Here is a 17,215-nt window from a genome sequence, read left to right on the forward strand (position 1 = left end):
CATGATGCTCGCAGACCAGAAGAACCTGGGTGCGGCGGCCAGTCCGCGCGCGCCGGAGCCGCCCGCCTTGCAGTTCGAGGGCCGCCAGGTCTGGGTGACCGGCGCGGGCCGGGGCATCGGCCACCAGATCGCGCTGGCGTTCCGCCAGCTGGGCGCGCGCGTGACAGGCATCGACCGCAGTTTCGACCGCGAGGAGGCGGGACCTGCCGGCAAGCGCTATCCGTTCCGCACCGTCAGCATGGACATCACCGATCGCCCGCGCATCGCCACCGTCTGCCAGCAGTTGCTGACGGAAATGCCGCGTGTCGACGTGCTGGTGAACGCCGCCGGCGTGCTGCGTCTCGGCACGCTGGATTCGACCACGGTGGAGGACTGGCAGGCCAGCTTCGACATCAACGTCAGCGGCGTGTTCTACCTGATGCGCGAGCTGATGCCGCAGTTCCGCGCGCAGGGCGCCGGTTCGATCGTCAACGTGGCCTCGAATGCGGCGCGCGTACCGCGCATGAACATGCTGGCCTATTGCGCATCGAAATCGGCACTGGTGGGCATGAGCCACTGCGCCGCGCTGGAGCTAGCCCAGTACGGCGTGCGCTGCAACGTCGTCTCGCCCGGCTCCACCGACACGCCGATGCTGCGTTCCATGCTGCCGGACGAAGCGGGGATGCGGCGCACGATCGAAGGGCTGCCGGAGCAGTTCAAGCTGGGCATCCCGCTGCGCAAGATTGCCACGGCGCGCGAGGTGGCCAACACGGTGCTGTTCCTTGCCTCCGACCTGGCCAGCCACATCACGATGCAGGAGCTGGTCGTCGACGGCGGCGCCACGCTGGCAGCGTAGCGCAGGCTGGGGGCAGGCGCCGATATCGGGGCCTGTCCCCGACGTGAAGTTCCCGAAGTCAGTAACAATAACAAGTAAGAGACCACATGCACATCACACTCCGCCGCTTGCCGGCACTGGCCGCAGTCCTGCTGGCCGCTTGCAGCGAGCCCCCATCCGCGCCACCGCCCGAGCAGCCGCCGACGGTTGCCGTCCTGACGGTGCGCCACGAACCCGTCCCGCTGCGCGCCGAATTGCCCGGTCGTGTGACGGCCCTGCGCGTGGCGGAAATCCGGCCGCAGGTGGGCGGCGTCATCGTGCGCCGCTACTTCGAGGAAGGCACGGACGTGCAGGCCGGCGCGCTGCTGTACGAGATTGGCAGCGACAGCCACGCGGCCCGGGCCGAGCAGGCCGCCGCGGAGCTGGCGATCGAACAGGCGGCGCTGGTCAACCTGCGCATCATCGCGGAACGCTATCGCCGCCTGATCGAGAGCAAGACGGTTACGCAGCAGGACCACGACCTGGCACAGGCCAACCATGAACAGGGCCTGGCGCGCGTCAAGGCGCGTCAGGCCGCGCTGCGCACGGCGCAGATCGACCTGCAGCGCACGCGGATCCGCGCGCCGATCGCGGGCCGCATCGGCCGCTCGGCCGTCACGGAAGGCGCGCTGGTGGCCGGCGAACAGGCCGAAGCCCTGGCGCGCATCCAGCAGCTCGATCCCATCCACGTCGATATCGTCCAGTCCAGCCAGCAGCTGACGCAACTGCGGCGCCAGCTGGGCAGCGGCGCCCTGCAGCCGGGCAAGGCGGCGGTGACCTTGCTGCTGGAGGACGGCCAGCCGTACCCGCACCAGGGCACGCTCAAGTTCACGGAAATGAACGTGGATGGTGCCACCGGCTCCGTGACGTTGCGCGCCAGCTTCCCCAATCCGGCGAAGCTGCTGGTGCCCGGCATGTACGTGCGCGCGTCGGTCGAACAGGGCATGCAGCCCGATGCCGTGCTGCTGCCGCGCCAGGCCGTGCGCCACAACGAACGCAATGAAGCCACCGCCTGGGTGGTGGGACGCGACGGCAGGATCGAGCAGCGCGCGCTGGACGTCATCGGCAGCCACGGCGACGGCTGGGCCGCGCGGGCCGGGCTGAAGGCCGGCGACAAGGTGGTCGTGGAGGGCGGCAGCAAGGTGGCGCCCGGTGCGGCCGTCACAGCCGTCGAGTGGCAGGGCCGCACGGCGGCCGCGCCGGCGGCCAGGCCGGTGAAGGGCTGACGTGCTGTCGCGCTTCTTTATCGAACGCCCCGTGCTGGCGTGGGTGCTGGCGATCGTGCTGATGCTGGCTGGCGGCGTGGCGCTGTGGCGCATGCCGGTGGCGCAGTATCCGGACATCGCGCCACCCGTCGTGCGCGTGGCCGCCACGTACCCCGGCGCTTCGGCCACCGTCGTCGAAAACGCCGTCACGCAGGTGCTGGAGCAGGAGCTGAAAGGTGTCGAGGGCCTGCTGTACTTCGACGCCGCCAGTAATTCCTCCGGCGAGGCGGAGCTGATGCTGACGTTCCGCCAGGGGCTCGATCCCGTGCTGGCGCAGCTGCAGGTGCAGAACAAGGTCAACCAGGTCACTTACCGGTTGCCCCGTGCCGTGCAGCAGAACGGCCTGTCCGTCAGCGCGCTCCAGAACAGCTTCCTCATGGTGGCCGTGTTTGCCGACCGCAGCGGCCGGCGCAGCGACGCCGACATCGCCGACTGGATGAGCGGGCAGGTGGTGGATGCCGTCAGCCGTGTGCCCGGCGTCGGCCAGATCCGCAACTTCGGCGCGCCCTATGCGATGCGCGTCTGGCTCGATCCGCACAAGCTGCACAACTACGGCCTGATGCCGGGCGACGTGATCGACGCGATCGAGGCGCAGAACACGGAAGTGCCGGTGGGTGAGCTGGGCGCGCGGCCGTCGGCCGCGGGCCAGCAGCTGAACGTCACCGTGACGGCGCTGTCGCGCCTGCGCACGCCGCAGCAGTTCCGCGCGCTGGTCGTCAAGACGGCCGGCGACGGCGCTGCCGTGCGGCTGGAGGACGTGGCCCGCGTGGAGATCGGCAGCGAAAACTATGGCAGCACGTCGCGCCTGGATGGCCTGCCAGCGTCCGGCTTCGCCGTGCTGCTGGCACCGGGCGCCAACGCGCTGACGACGGCGGCCGGCGTGCGCGCCAGGATCGCCGCGCTGGCGTTCCCGCCTGGCGTCGAGGTTACGTATCCCGAGGACGCGACGCGCTTCGTCAAGCGCTCGATTGCCAAGGTGGCGGTCACGCTGCTCGAAGCGGTCGTGCTGGTGGGCGCCGTGATGTTCCTGTTCCTGGGCGGCTGGCGTGCCACGCTGGTGCCGCTGGTGACGGTGCCCGTGGTGCTGCTGGGGACGTGCGCCGTGCTGGCCGCCTGCGGCTATTCGGTCAACACGCTGACCTTGTTCGGCATGGTGCTGGCCATCGGCCTGCTGGTGGACGACTCCATCGTCGTGGTCGAAAACGTCGAGCGCACGATGCGCGAGGAAGGGCTGGACGAGCGCGCCGCCACCCTGGTATCGATGCGAGGCATCGGCGGCGCGCTGGCCGGCATCGCGCTGGTGCTGGGCGCGGTGTTCGTGCCGATGGCGTTCTTCCCCGGCTCCGTCGGCGTGATCTACCGCCAGTTCGCCGTCACGCTGGTGACGGCGATGGCGCTCTCCGTCATCGTAGCCGTCGTGCTGACGCCCGTCCTGTGCGCCAGCCTGCTGCGCCCCGCCGCGCATGCGGCGGGCGGCCTGCACGAACGCCTGCAGCGGCGCTACAACGGTGTGCTGGGCAGGATGCTGGGACGTCCGCTGCGCTGGCTGCTGGTCTATGGCGGCCTGCTGGCGCTGGCGGCGTACGGCTACGTGGGCCTGCCGACGGCATTCCTGCCGGAGGACGACCAGGGCACGGTGATGGTGAAGTTCGCGTTGCCGCCGGGGGCGCCGTACGAGCGCACCGCCGCGCTGGCCGCCCAGGTCGAGCGTCACTTTCTCGGAGCGGAAAAGGCCAATGTGGACAATATCTTCACGATTGCCGGCTTCGGCAACAACGGCGGCGGCCAGAACGCCGGCATGGCGTTCGTCAACCTGAAAGCGTGGGAAGCGCGCGCGGGCGGCGACAACACGGCGCAGGCCATTGCCGCCCGCGCCACGACGGCGCTGGCGACAGTGCCGGACGCACGCGTGTTCGCCATGGTGCCGCCGCCGATCGACGGCCTGGGTCAGGCCGGCGGGCTGGAATTCTGGCTGCAGGATGCCGCCGGCGAAGGCCCGGCCGTGCTGGCCGCCACCGCCGCAAAGCTGTCGCAGCAGGCCGGCGAGCTGCCGGGCATGATGTACGTGGACGCGGACGGCGCCATCGACGCGCCGCAGCTGCGCATCGATATCGACCAGGTACGCGCCCGCACGCTGGGACTCGATCTGGACGACGTCAACGCCGCGCTGGGCGCCGCGTGGGGCGGCGTGTATGTCAACGACTTCATCGACCGTGGCCGCATCCGCCGCGTGCTGGTGCAGGCGGACGCGCCGTATCGCGCCGCGCCGGAGGACCTGCAGCACTGGTTCGTACGGGGCACGGGCGGCGCCATGACGCCTCTGACGGCGTTCTCCGCCACGCGGTGGGACGCCGGACCCGGCCAGCTGCGCCGCTTTAACGGCATGCCGGCCGTGCAGATGTCCGCCGCCGCGGCGCCGGGCGCCAGTTCCGGCCCGCTGATGGACGGCATCGAGGCACTCGCCGCGAAGCAGCCCGGCACGGCGCTGGCGTGGAGCGGCCTGTCGTACCAGGACCGGCTGTCGGCCGGCCAGGCGCCGCTGCTGTACTGCGCGTCGATCCTGTTCGTGTTTCTGTGCCTGGCCGCGCTGTACGGCAGCTGGTCGATTCCGTTTTCCGTGCTGCTGGCCATTCCGCTGGGCGTGCTGGGCGCCGTCGCCGGCGCGTGGCTGGGCGGGATGGGGCGCGACATCTTCTTCCAGGTGGGCGTGCTGACGACCGTGGGCCTGTCGGCCAAGAACGCGATCCTGATCGTCGAATTCGCCGAGCATGCGCGACGCGCCGGCAGCACGGCGCTGGCGGCTGTCACGCACGCCGCCGCGCAGCGCCTGCGTCCCATCGTCATGACGTCGCTGGCGTTCGGTGCCGGCATCGTGCCGCTGCTGCTGGCAAGCGGACCCGGTGCTGCAGCCCAGCGGGCCATCGGCGCCAGTGTGCTGGGCGGCGTGCTGTCCGCCACCGTGCTGGGCGTCTTCCTGATTCCATTGTGCTACCTGCTGGTGGCGCGCCTGGCGCCGCGCGCCCCGGCGCGCGCCGGCGCCACTTCCGGTATTCAAACGATATGAGCTTACTTTTTCTGATCCTGGGCACGGCCGGTTGCGCCGTGCTGTACCTGAGCCACCGCCACCAGGGCTGGTTGCGCCAGCCGCTGCCCCGTGCCGCCCGCGTGGCCGGCGCGGCACTGCTGGGCACATCGCTGGCGGCGGCGCTGGCCGCGTGGACGCCGCTGACGGCCGTCTTCGCGTGGCTGGTGCTGGCGATGCTGGCCTGGGGCCTGCTGCCGTTCGTCTCGCTGCTGCTGGAGGGCCGCCATGAGCGCTGAAATGGGCGATAAAACCAAGCGCGCACCGATCCGCCCGGACTGGTGGGGCAAGACCTTTGCCGGCGCCGTGCTGGGTGCCACGCTGGCGTTCGCGCTGGCCGGGATCTTCGCGTGGGCCGGCCCGGGCGGCATTGCCCCGCCGGACAAATCGCAGTTCGTCATGTGGCTGATCGCGCCGGTCTGGATGACGGTGTTCGGCTTCGTCTGGCTGTTCCGCAGCGGGATGCTGGCGCTGCTGTGGCTGGGCGGCGCCAACCTGCTGGCCTGGGGCCTGCTGTTTCTGGTAAGGGGCTGACATGAAAATCCGCAGCGATATCCTGCGTATCTACCAGGCCGTGCACACGTGGGGAGGCATCTGTGCCGGCATGCTGCTGTTCATCGGCTTCTTCGGCGGCGCGCTGACGATGTTCAAGGAGCCGCTCGACCGCTGGGTCAGCGCGCCAACGGTGTCCGCATCGCCATTGGCGCCGGCGCAGGTCGACAAGGTCGTGGCCGACGTGCTGGCCGCTTACCCTGCCGCGCGCGAGGAGTTCACGCTGCACGTGGCGCGCCATGAAAACACGCCGGCGCCCGTCAGCTGGCAGGCCGGCGAATCGGGCCACGAGATCGATTTCGGCCTGGTGCGCTGGCAGGCCACGCTGGACGGGCAGGGCGCGCTGGCGGTGGAGCAGGTCAAGCCGTCGTTGCTGGCGCAGCTGATCGACATGCTGCACCGTACCGGTGGCATTCCCGGCACCCTGGGCGAGGAATACTTCGGCATCTACGTGATGGGCGTGGCGGGCGTGCTGTACTTCCTCGCGCTGGTCTCGGGTGTCGTTCTGCTGTTGCCCACGCTGGTCAAGGACTTCTTCGCGCTGCGGGCCGGCAAGAACCGCAAGCGCTTCTGGCTGGACGCCCACAATATCCTCGGCATCACCAGCCTGCCGTTCCATATCGTCATCAGCCTGACGGTTGTCGTGTTCGCGTTCCACGACCAGTTCTACGACGGATTGCGCGGCATCGTCTACCGCGAGCGGCCGATGTTCGTGCCGCCCGCCATCCATAACGTACCGGGCGATGCGACGAAGCTGCTGCCAGCCAGCGAACTGGTACGCCGGGTGCAGCAGCAGGCACCGGGCTTCGAGGTGACGGAACTGCTGTACATGGGCGTCGAGTCGCCCCGGCCGATCGTGCGCGCGGCCGTCGCCAGTCCGCGCCACGTGGTGCAGGGCGCCGAGACGGGCTTCGTCATCCTGCAGCCATACACGGGCGACATCCTCAGCACCAGCATGCTGCCGGGCCAGGGCAACACGTGGAGCGCGATGGTCGCGCCTTTCTTCGCACTGCACTTCGGCAGCTACGGCGGCGTGACGGTGCGCTGGCTGTACTTCGTCTTCGGGCTGGCCGGCGCCGCGCTGTTCTATACAGGGAACCTGCTGTGGATCGAGAAGCGCCGCAAGAACCAGCTGAAGAACGGGCCGCTGCCGGCCCAGCCGCTGCGCACTGCGCTGATCGCATCGGCCACCGTCGGCGTCTGCCTGGGCAGCGTGGCCGGTATCGGTGCCTGCATGGTCGCTGCCAAATGGCTGCATGCGTTCAATGCCCATGCGAACGATGCCTACCCCACGGTCTATTACGCCATCTTCCTTGCCTGCGTGGCGTGGGCCTTCGCGCGCGGGGCCGCCAGGGCCGGCCGCGAGCTGCTGGTCGCCTGCGCCGTCACGGCGCTGGCAATCCCCGTCACGAGCGTCGCCGGCGCACTCGTACCGGCACTGAATATGTGGGCGCATACGAGTCCGGCCACGCTGGGCGTCGACGCGACGGCACTGGTGCTGGCGGGGCTGTTCGCCTGGGCCGCCAGGCTGGCCGCGCGCCGCGCCGCGCAAGGGCCGGCCGACAGCGTGTGGGCCAATGCAACCGATGCCGCGCAGGCGGCGCCGGAAGCGGTGCGCAAGGTGGGCACGTGACGTCGCTGGCCCTGCTGGAACGGACGGACGTGGGCAGTCCCGCCTGGTGGCAAGACGTCGCTGCGGCGGGCACGCCACTGCGGGCGCCACGCGGCGAACATGTCGAGCTGGCGTTCCTGTGGCGCGGCACGGATTGCGCGGCCGTCTACCTGGACGTGTATTCGCATACGCCGCATCCGGTATCGCAGCGCACGGCACTGATGCGGCTGGGCGGCACCGATGTCTGGGTCTGGCGCACCACGTTGCCGGCGGACTGGCGCGGCAGCTACTTCCTGCTGCCGGTGCAGGGCGGCCAGGAAGCGCCAACGGAGCGCCGTGCCGTGCGCGCGTGGTGGATCGACCTGATGACACGTCAGGCGTGTGCCGATCCATTCAACCGGCTGCCGGCGCACGGAACCGGCTGGGGCGTGCCACTGTCGCCGCTGCTGCTGCCGCAAGCGCCCGTGCATCCCGCCTGGCAGGTGCCGGCCGCGGCCGATGGGATGACATGCCGGCGCTGGCACAGCACCCGGCTCGATGTCGCGCGCGACGTCTGGGTGATTCGTACCGGCCCGGTGCACGTGCCGCTGCCGCTGGTGGTCCTGCTGGATGGCCAGTATTGGGCGCGGGAGATGCCCGTAGCTGGGGCGCTGCACGCGATGACGGCCCAGGGAGCACTGCCGCCGGCCGTGTATGTGCTGATCGATGCGGTCAGCCCGGAGCGGCGCGGCGTCGAGATGCCTTGCAACGAAGCGTTCTGGCTGGCCGTGCAGGAAGAACTGCTGCCGTGGGTGCAGCCGTTCGAACGCAGCCCGGCGGACACGGTCGTGGCCGGACAAAGCTATGGCGGACTGGCGGCGCTGTACGCGGCGCTGCGCTTCCCCGACTGCTTCGGCTGCGTATTGAGCCAGTCCGGCTCGTTCTGGTGGCCCGACCCGGCGCGCACGGAAGGGGAAGGCTGGCTGGCCGAACAGGTCAACGGCGGCCTGGGGAACGATGCGCGCATCGTGGCGCTGCTGGAGGTGGGCTGCTACGAAACGGAGATGACCGGCGTAAACGGGGCGATGGCCGCCGCGCTCGCACGGGCCGGTCACACGGTGCACTACACGGTAGTACGAGGCGGCCATGACCCGCTCTGCTGGCGCGACGGGCTGCTGGACGGCCTCGCGCGGCTGCTGAACAAGACACCATAACGACAAATCAGAATCAGGGAAATATCATGAGCCAGGACTATGTGAATCCGTTCGACGACGAACAATACCGTTTCCACGTACTTGCCAACGCCCGGGGCAGTACAGCCTGTGGCCGGAGTTTGCCGACGTGCCGCCCGGGTGGCAGCACCGTTTCGGGCCCGCGGCGCGCGCCGAGTGCGTCGATTACGTCGAGCGGCACTGGCAGGCGATCAACCCGTTCGCCCGCACGGCCGGCGGCAACGCGTGAGGCCGCGATGAACGACATTCGCAATATCGAAACGCTGCCGCTGAACGGCACGCAAATGGGAATCTGGCTGGCGGACCAGGTGGCGGCAGGCGCGCACGCGTCCAGCGGCTACGTCATTGCCCACTGCGCGGAACTGGATGGCGCGGTGGACGGGCCGCTGCTGTGCCAGGCGATCCGCATTGGCCTGGCCGGTGCCGACACCGTGATGGCCCGGTACCGCAGCGGCAATGCCGGCCCCGAACAGCGCATTCCCCGCTTCGCCACGGCGGACGACGTGCCGGCGCCGGAACTGCACGACTGGCGTACGCCCGAGGCCAGAGAACGGGCGCTGGCGGCGATGCGTGCCGATATCGACGCGGGACTGTCGGTGGAAGGGGAAGCGCCGCTGTTCCGGCACGCGCTGTACCGCGTACCGGAGGGCTGGCTGTGGTACCAGCGCTACCACCACATCATGCTGGACGGCTTCAGCTTTGTCGCGCTGACGCGCCATATCGCGGCCGTCTACACGGCGCTGGCGCAGGGCGCGGCTGTGCCGCCGTCTCCGTTTACGCCCGTTGCGACAGCGGTGGCCGAATATGAGGCATATGGCGGGTCGGCGCAGTGCGCGGATGACCGCGAGTTCTGGCGCGGCTATGTGGAGGCGCTGCCGCCGGCAACGACGCTGGCGCTGCAGCCGGCCGCCACGCCAGGTGCCATCGTCACCCATACCGTAACGCTGCCCGCCGTGCTGCACGCCATGGCGCGCCATCCCCAGGCCGTGCGCGAGCGCCTGGGCGTGGCCGACCTGGTGCACGGCGCGCTGGCGGCCTACCTGGCACGCATGACGGGACAGTCCGGCCAGAGCATCGGCGTGCCGTTCATGCGCCGCATGGGCAGTGCCGCCGTACGCACGGCCGCGCCGCTGGTCAACGTGTTACCGATCGGCGTGACGGTGGCGCCGGGCGCGGACTGGTTCGGGGCCGCCGGAGCCTTCCGCGAGGCGCTGCGCGAGGTGCGGCCGCACCAGCGCTATGAAGCCGAGCAGATCCAGCGCGACGCGGGGATCGTGGGATCGGGGCGTCGCCTGTACGGTGCACTGATCAACTACAAGATGTTCGATTACCGGCTCGACCTGGCCGGCACGCCGGGGAGCACCCTGCATCTGGCGACCGGGCCGGTGGACGACCTGGAATTCGGCTTGCAGGTGGATGGCGACGCGGTGTCCCTCGAGCTGCGCGCCGATGGCGCCCGCTACACGGCCGCCGATCTCGCCGCGCATGCGGCCCGGATCGCGCACCTGCTGGAAGCATGGGCGCAGCAGCCGGCGCTGCCGGTGGCAAGCGTGCCCCTGATGCCACCAGCCGAACAGGCGGCGCTGGAGGACTGGGCGGGCGGTCCGCGCATCGAGCGCGACGCGACGCTGCGTACCATCGTCGACCTGCTGAACCGTCAGGCCGGCATGCAGCCGGAGATGACAGCGCTGGTCTGCGGGGAGGAGCGCTTCACGTTTGCCGAGGTGGCAGGCAAGGTAGCGCAGCTGGCCCGCCTGCTGCGTTCCTGTGGCGCGGGGCAGGGAAGAGTCGTGGCGGTCGCACTGCCTCGCTGCGCCGATGCGGTGATCGCCATGCTGGCGGTATTGGAGTCGGGCGCCACGTTCCTGCCGCTGGACCTGGATTATCCGCTTGAGCGCATCGCGATGATGTGCGAGGACACGCAGCCGGTGCTGGCCCTGTGCAGCGAACGGGCTGCCGTGCCGCTGCCGGCCGGACTGCCTTGCCTGCGCATCGATGCCGCGGGCGTGCGCGCCGACGTGGCAGGCATGCCGGCGCACCCGCTGAACGATAACGAGCGCGGTACGCTGGCGATTGACGCCATCGGCTACGTCATCTTCACGTCCGGCAGCACCGGCCGGCCGAAGGGCGTCATGAATACGCATACGGCCCTGCTGAACCTGATCGGAGTCCATCGCGATACGATCTATGAACCGGCGCGTGCCGCCGTGCGCGCGAACTTCTCCGGCCGTGCGCTGCGCGCGGCGCATACCCATTCGTTCTCGTTCGATTCGTCATGGCTGCAGCTGTTCTGGATGCTGCTGGGCGAAGAGCTGCACGTCATCGACGACGAAATGCGGCGCGACGCCTGGGCGCTCGCGCGCCACGTCGACAGCGTGGGAATCGACGCAATGGACCTGCCGCCGTCGTTCCTGGCGCAACTGCTGAACAGCGGCCTGATGGCGGGCGGCACGCATGCGCCCACCGTCCTCCTGATCGGCGGCGAAGCGGCGCCGGAGGCGCTGTGGCGCCAGCTGCGCGCATACCCGGCGCTGCAGGCCCATAACCTGTACGGTCCGACCGAATACACCGTCGACACGCTGCGTGCGCCCATTCTTGCCAGTGCGCGCCCCGTGGTCGGGCGCCCCATCGGCAACACCCGGGTGTACGTGCTGGACGCTCGCCTGCAGCCGGTGCCGCCCGGGGCGCTCGGTGAGCTGTACGTGTCCGGCGCCGGGCTGGCGCTGGGCTACCTGGCGCGGCCCGACCTGAGCGCCGCGCGCTTCGTTGCCGATCCATTCGGCCAGGATGGTGCGCGCATGTACCGCACGGGTGACCTGGTGCGCTGGAACCTGTCCGGCCAGCTCGAATTCATCGGCCGCTGCGACGACCAGGTCAAGGTGCGCGGCTATCGCGTCGAACTGGGCGAAGTGGAAAACGCGCTGTCGCTGCTGCCCGGCGTGGAAAGCGTCATCGTGCTGGCGCAGCCCGTCAACGGCAGCCATCGTCTGGTGGCATATTGCGCGGTGCCGGGCATTGCCGGGGAGGCACGCGCGCAAACGTGCCGCGAACTGCTGGCCCAACTGGCCCAGGTCCTGCCGGACTATATGGTACCCGCGCTGCTGCTCGTACTGGATGCGTTCCCACGCAACGTCAGCGGTAAGATCGACCGCAAACGGCTGCCGGCACCCGAGTCCATCGTCATGACGACCGGCGGCGGCGCACCGGCCGCCGGCACCGATGCGGCGCTGCTGTGCGACGCGATGGCGCGCACGCTGAAGCTGGCCGGCGTGGGCGCGGACGACGACTTCTTCGCGCTGGGCGGCGACAGCATCGCGGCCATCGTCCTGTGCGGCGAGCTGCGCAGGGCGGGACGGCAACTGCGCCCTTCAGCCGTATTTGCGCTGCGCACGCCGCGCGCGATGGCCGCATCGTTGACGGCCATCGACACGCCGGCGGCCGGCTGGTCGCTGCCGCCGGCGCAGCATGCGGCACTGGCGGCACGGCACGGCGCCTTCGCCGCCGCCGCGCCCGTGCTGCCGCTGCAGCAGGGGATGCTGTTCCACACCGGCATGGGCGGGAACTACAGCGCGTTCACCAGGCTGCGTCTTGAGGGCGCTGTCGATCCGTCGCGGCTGCGGCGTGCGCTGGACGCACTGGTGCTGCGCTATCCGCAACTGGGCGGCCTGTTCGACACGGAGACGGTCGAACAACCCGTGTTCCTGCTGCCGGCAGTGGGCACTGCGGGGTGGTTCTGGCGCGAGGACGACGTTGCGGATCTGGCGCCGCATGCACGCGCCGAGCGCATTGCGGAAGTCGAGGCGGACCTGCTGGCCGGTTCCTGCCATACGGACCGCTTCGGCGGCATGCTGGCCGCCGGTCTGACGCGTACGGGCGCGCGGGAATACACGCTGCTGCTTGCCATCCATCACCTCGTCATCGACGGCTGGTCGACGCCGCTGCTGCTGCGCGACCTGCTGGCGGCCTACCGCGACGACGCGGCGCTGCTGCCGCTGCCAGTCGGCTACGAGAAGGTCGTGGGCGCGCTGGCCGTGCGCGACCAAACGGCATCGATCGCGCAATGGCGCGCGGCACTGGAAGGTGTGCAGCCGACGGTGCTGTTCGGCGAACCCGCCGGCACCGTCACGGAAAGCCTGCTGGCATTGACGGTGCAGGAAAGCGCCGACCTGACGAACCGGCTGCGTGCGGCCGGGGTCACGCTCAACGTCATGATGCAGGCCGTCTGGGGCATCGTGATCGGCGCGCTGGCCGGCCGTGACGACGTGGTGTTCGGCACGCCGGTGGCCGGGCGCAGCGCGCCCGTCGACGGCATCGGCGACCAGGTGGGGCTGTTCCTGAACACGGTGCCCGTGCGCGTGCGGCTCGATGCCCATGCGCCGCTGTGGGCGCAACTGCCGGCGCTGCAGGCCCGGCATGCGGCGCTGCAGGAACACGACGGGCCGGGCCTGGCGGAGATCCAGCGCGCGGCCGGTGGCGCCACGCTGTTCGATACGCTGCTGGTGGTGGAAAACTATCCCGACAACAGCTATCTGGCGCAGCAGCTGGCCGGCGCGGACGGTGCGCCGCTGCGTGCGGGCGACGTGCAAAACCGGGGCTACAGCCACTATCCGCTGGCGCTGCTGGTGCTGCCGGGCGACGAGATCGCGTTCCTTTTGGAGAACCGCAGTGCCGTGGCGGATGCCGCCGCGCTGGCCGAACGGGTCGTCGGGCTGCTGCGCACGGCGCTGGCCACGCCGGACCTGCCGCTGGCGCGCTACCCGCTGGTGACGCCGGCCGAGACGGCGGCCATCGGGGCCGTCAACGCGACGGCGCATCCGCTGCCACCGGCCACCCTGCGCAGCGCGCTGGCGATCCAGGCCGAACGCACGCCCCGCGCGCCGGCCTTGTGCGACGCGGACCATGCGCTCGACTATGGCCAGCTGCGCCAGCAGGTGCGGGTGCTGGCCGGCCGGCTTGCAGCAGCGGGCGTCGGTCCGGGCGATATCGTGGCTGTGGCGCTGCCGCGCTCCGTGCGGCTGACGATCGCACTGCTGGCCGTCATCGAGGCGGGCGCCGCGTACCTGCCGCTGGAACTGGGTTATCCGGACGAACGATTGCAGTACATGCTGGAGGATGCGGTGCCGCGCCTCCTGATTGCGCAGGAATCGGACCGTGCCCGCTTCACGGCAGCTGCCGTGCTCACGTTCGACCGCCTGGCGCCGCCGGGCGAGTGCGGCGCCGAGCTGGAGCCCGTGCTGACACCGGACCATCCGGCCTACCTGATATATACGTCGGGTACGACGGGGCGGCCAAAAGGCGCGCTGGTGTCGCACCGGGCCATCGTCAACCGGATCGCCTGGATGCAGCACCAGTATGCGCTCGGGCCCCTCGACGTGGTGCTGCAGAAGACGCCGTGCGGCTTCGACGTCTCGGTCTGGGAATTCTTCTGGCCCCTGATGACGGGCGCCAGCCTGGCGATGGCGGCCCCCGACGCGCACAAGGACCCCGCCGCGCTGCTGGCGACGGTGGAAGCGTACGGCGCCACCTGCATGCACTTCGTGCCGTCGATGCTGGCGACGTTTACCGCGCACCTCGCCACGCTGGACGAACGCCGTGCGGCCTCGCTGCGGCTGGTGTTCTGCAGCGGCGAAGCGCTGACGAAGGCGCAGGCCGCGCAATTCGCGCGGTACTCGGCCGCCCGGCTGCACAACCTGTACGGTCCCACCGAGGCGGCCGTGGACGTGACGTATATGCCGGCGGACGAAGTGACGGCGACAGGCGGCAGCGGCGTGCCGATCGGCCGTCCCGTCTGGAACACGCAGTTGCGCGTCCTGGATCGCTGGCTGCGGCCCGTGCCGCCCGGCGCCGTCGGGGAACTGTACCTGTGCGGCGTGCAGCTCGCGCTCGGCTACCTCGGCAAGGCGGCGCTGACGGCGGGCCGCTTCGTGGCCGATCCGTTCGGCGATGGCGGCAGGATGTACCGCACCGGCGACGTCGTGCGCTGGCTCGACGACGGCACGGTGGAATACCTGGGCCGGGCCGACGACCAGGTCAAGATCCGCGGCCAGCGGATCGAACTGGGCGAGATCGAAAGCGTATTGACGGCGCTGCCGGAAGTGGCGCAGGCGGCCGTCAACGCCGTCGCGCTGGGGCAGGCCGGCGGCGCGGTCGACAACCGCCAGCTGGTCGCCTGGCTGGTGCCGGTGGCCGGTGCGACCCTGCCGGAAGACGCGGCGCTGCGCCAGTTGCTCGCCACGCGGCTGCCGGCGCATATGGTGCCAGTGGCGTTCGTGCCGCTGGACCGCCTGCCGCTGAGCGCGAACGGCAAGCTGGATCGCAAGTCTCTGCCGCTGCCGGTGCCTGACGACAGCGGACGGCGAATACCCGCGCGCGGACTGGAAAGCCGGCTGGCGGAAGTATTTGCCGCCGTGCTGGGCGTGCCGCAGGTGTACGCGGACGACGACTTCTTCGCCATCGGCGGCCACTCGCTGCTGGCGATGCGCCTTGCCAGCGAGATACGGCGCGTGCTGGAACGGCCCGTCTCCGTCGGCCAGATCATGACGGCGCCCACAGTGGCGCGGCTGGCGGCGCGCCTGAACGAGGACGGCATGCGCAACGATTTCGGCGGCGACGGCTTCGAACCCGTCATCCACCTGCGGGGCGGAACCGGCACGCCGCTGTTCTGCTTCTATCCAGGCTCCGGCTTCGCCTGGCAGTACAGCGTGCTGGCGCGCTACCTGGAGGAGGAGGTGCCAATTATCGGCCTGCAGTCGCCGCGTCCCGATGGCCTGATCGCCACCAGTCCGGACATGGAGACGCTGGTGACGCGCCAGCTGGCAATCGTGCGTGGCGTGCAGCCGGACGGGCCGTATCGGCTGCTGGGGTATTCGCTGGGCGGCACGGTGGCGTATGCGCTTGCCGCGCGGCTGCGTGCGGCCGGCGAGGAAGTGTCGTTCCTCGGGCTGCTGGACACGTATCCGGCCGAGGTGCACGACTGGACCGACCCGCAAGGCGCCGAGGCGGCCATGGGTGCGGAACGCGAGCAGCAGCAGTTGCTGGCCGACGCGTACGACGGCGACGATGGCGCCGCGGCCGCGGCACTGGCAGCGGAACGCGAAGCGCTGCTGGCGCAGATCTTCGCCAATTATGGCGACGCGGTGCGCCTGCTGGCCCGGACCCGCACGCCCGGCTACGACGGCGACCTGACGCTGTTCGTGGCCGAGCAGTCGCTGCCCGCGTACATCGAACCGGAGCGCGACTGGCGGCGGCACGCGGCGTCGCTGCGCGTGCACCGGCTGGCGCAGGCATCGCACGAAAATATCATGTCGCCGCAATCTCTGGAAACGCTGGGCCCGCTGCTGCGCGCGGCGCTGGCGGCATCGGAAGGAACACCATGAAGAAAAAACTGTTCGCCGACTTCGGCCTCCTGGCGCGCAATCGCGACTTTCGCAGCGTATTCATTGCCCGCACCATCTCGCTGCTGGGGCTTGGCATGCTGTCCGTCGCGGTGCCGATGCAGATCCACGCGCTGACGGGCGATCCGCTCAAGGTCGGTACGGCAATGGCCGTCGAAGGCGCCGGCATGTTCATCGGCCTGCTGCTGGGCGGCGTGCTGGCCGATCGGTGGGACCGGCGCCGGCTGATTCTGGCGGCGCGCTTCATCTGCGGCCTGGGATTCCTGGGCCTGGCCGCCAACGCCTGGCTGCCCGAGCCATCGCTGCCTGCGATCTACGTGCTGGCGGCCTGGGACGGCTTTTTCGGCGCGCTGGGCGTTACGGCGCTGATGGCCTGCATGCCCGTCATCGTCGGGCGCGAAAACCTGATGCAGGCGCGCGCCATCAGCATGGTGACGATGCGCCTGGCCACCGTGATCTCGCCCGCCATCGGCGGCGCGCTGATCGCGCTGGCCGGTGTCGGGTGGTGCTACCTGATTGCCGCCCTCGGCACGGGCCTGACGCTGCTTCCGCTGCTGCGGCTGCCCGCGATGCTGCCGCACGGTGGCGACGACGAGCATCCGCTGCGCGCACTGGCGCAGGGTTTCCGCTTCCTCGTCACGAATGCGGTGGTGGCGGGAACCGCGGTGGCCGGTACCATCGTCACCCTGGCCACTGCCGTGCGGGTGCTGTTCCCCGCGCTGGCGGAGTCGCAGTCCGGCGTGTCGGAGGCGGTGGCCGCGGGACTCATGTATTCGGCGGTGCCGCTGGGCGCCACCTTGGGTGCCCTGGTCAGCGGCTGGACGGAACATCTGCGCCGCCCGGGCCGCGCCATGATGCTGGCCGGCGTGGGTGCCTGTGCCTGCGTCATGCTGCTGGGGCTTGCGCCGGGACTGCCGGCGTCGCTCGTGCTGCTGGTGGGGTTCGGTTATCTCGTCTCGGTGGCGTCGCTGCTGCAGTATGCGCTGGTGCAGGGGCATACGCCCGACCACTACCTGGGCCGGGTCAACGGCCTGTGGACGGCGCAGGAGGCGGGCGGCGACGCGCTGGGCTCCGTCGGCATCGGCATGGTCGGCAAGTTCGCATCGGCGCTGACCGGGGTGTTCGTGTTCGGGGCGACTGCCGCGGCACTCGGGCTGCTCATGCTGGGACTGTGCCGGCGCCTGCGCGAGGCGCCTTTGCATGCGCCGGAGCTGATGGAGCGCGAGGCGGCGTAGCACTGCCCTGC

Annotated in this window: 10 protein-coding genes; all 10 read left to right on the forward strand. The window is 70.3% G+C overall.

Annotated features, from left to right (window positions below):
• The first annotated feature begins 1 nt into the window (after window position 1).
• The 10 genes from dhbA to entS all read left to right on the forward strand — a co-directional run bounded on the left by dhbA (window position 2) and on the right by entS (window position 17,204).
• The gene (gene dhbA / locus E1742_RS00945) at window positions 2-835 is read left to right on the forward strand and encodes a 2,3-dihydro-2,3-dihydroxybenzoate dehydrogenase (RefSeq protein WP_229466408.1); all 834 of its coding nucleotides are present in this window, start codon (window positions 2-4) and stop codon (window positions 833-835) included.
• Window positions 836-921: 86 nt separating this feature from the next.
• On the forward strand, window positions 922-2,079 hold the full coding sequence (locus tag E1742_RS00950) for an efflux RND transporter periplasmic adaptor subunit (RefSeq protein ID WP_134382908.1): 1,158 nt from the start codon (window positions 922-924) through the stop codon (window positions 2,077-2,079).
• Between the two features lies 1 nt (window position 2,080).
• Window positions 2,081-5,182 (forward strand): multidrug efflux RND transporter permease subunit, encoded by a 3,102-nt coding sequence (locus E1742_RS00955; RefSeq protein WP_134382910.1) that lies wholly within the window; start codon window positions 2,081-2,083, stop codon window positions 5,180-5,182.
• Entirely contained in the window at window positions 5,179-5,439 is a 261-nt protein-coding gene (locus tag E1742_RS00960; protein ID WP_134382912.1) for a hypothetical protein, read from the forward strand. The genes E1742_RS00955 and E1742_RS00960 overlap by 4 nt, the downstream gene beginning before the upstream one ends.
• Window positions 5,429-5,734, forward strand: coding sequence for a hypothetical protein (locus E1742_RS00965; RefSeq protein ID WP_229466409.1), 306 nt, complete (start codon window positions 5,429-5,431; stop codon window positions 5,732-5,734). The genes E1742_RS00960 and E1742_RS00965 overlap by 11 nt, the downstream gene beginning before the upstream one ends.
• Before the next feature lies 1 nt (window position 5,735).
• On the forward strand, window positions 5,736-7,385 hold the full coding sequence (locus E1742_RS00970; protein WP_134382914.1) for a PepSY-associated TM helix domain-containing protein: 1,650 nt from the start codon (window positions 5,736-5,738) through the stop codon (window positions 7,383-7,385).
• Entirely contained in the window at window positions 7,382-8,557 is a 1,176-nt protein-coding gene (fes, locus tag E1742_RS00975) for an enterochelin esterase (protein ID WP_134382916.1), read from the forward strand. Before E1742_RS00970 ends, fes begins: the two co-directional genes overlap by 4 nt.
• 106 nt (window positions 8,558-8,663) lie before the next feature.
• Window positions 8,664-8,804 (forward strand): MbtH family NRPS accessory protein, encoded by a 141-nt coding sequence (locus E1742_RS27130; protein ID WP_371860245.1) that lies wholly within the window; start codon window positions 8,664-8,666, stop codon window positions 8,802-8,804.
• Window positions 8,805-8,811: 7 nt separating this feature from the next.
• Complete coding sequence (locus E1742_RS00985) at window positions 8,812-15,951, forward strand: non-ribosomal peptide synthetase (RefSeq protein ID WP_134382918.1); 7,140 nt, start codon at window positions 8,812-8,814, stop codon at window positions 15,949-15,951.
• On the forward strand, window positions 15,948-17,204 hold the full coding sequence (gene entS, locus E1742_RS00990) for an enterobactin transporter EntS (protein ID WP_134382920.1): 1,257 nt from the start codon (window positions 15,948-15,950) through the stop codon (window positions 17,202-17,204). Before E1742_RS00985 ends, entS begins: the two co-directional genes overlap by 4 nt.
• The last annotated feature ends 11 nt before the right edge of the window (window positions 17,205-17,215 follow it).

It is taken from the genome of Pseudoduganella plicata (assembly GCF_004421005.1).
GTDB lineage: Bacteria > Pseudomonadota > Gammaproteobacteria > Burkholderiales > Burkholderiaceae_D > Rugamonas > Rugamonas plicata.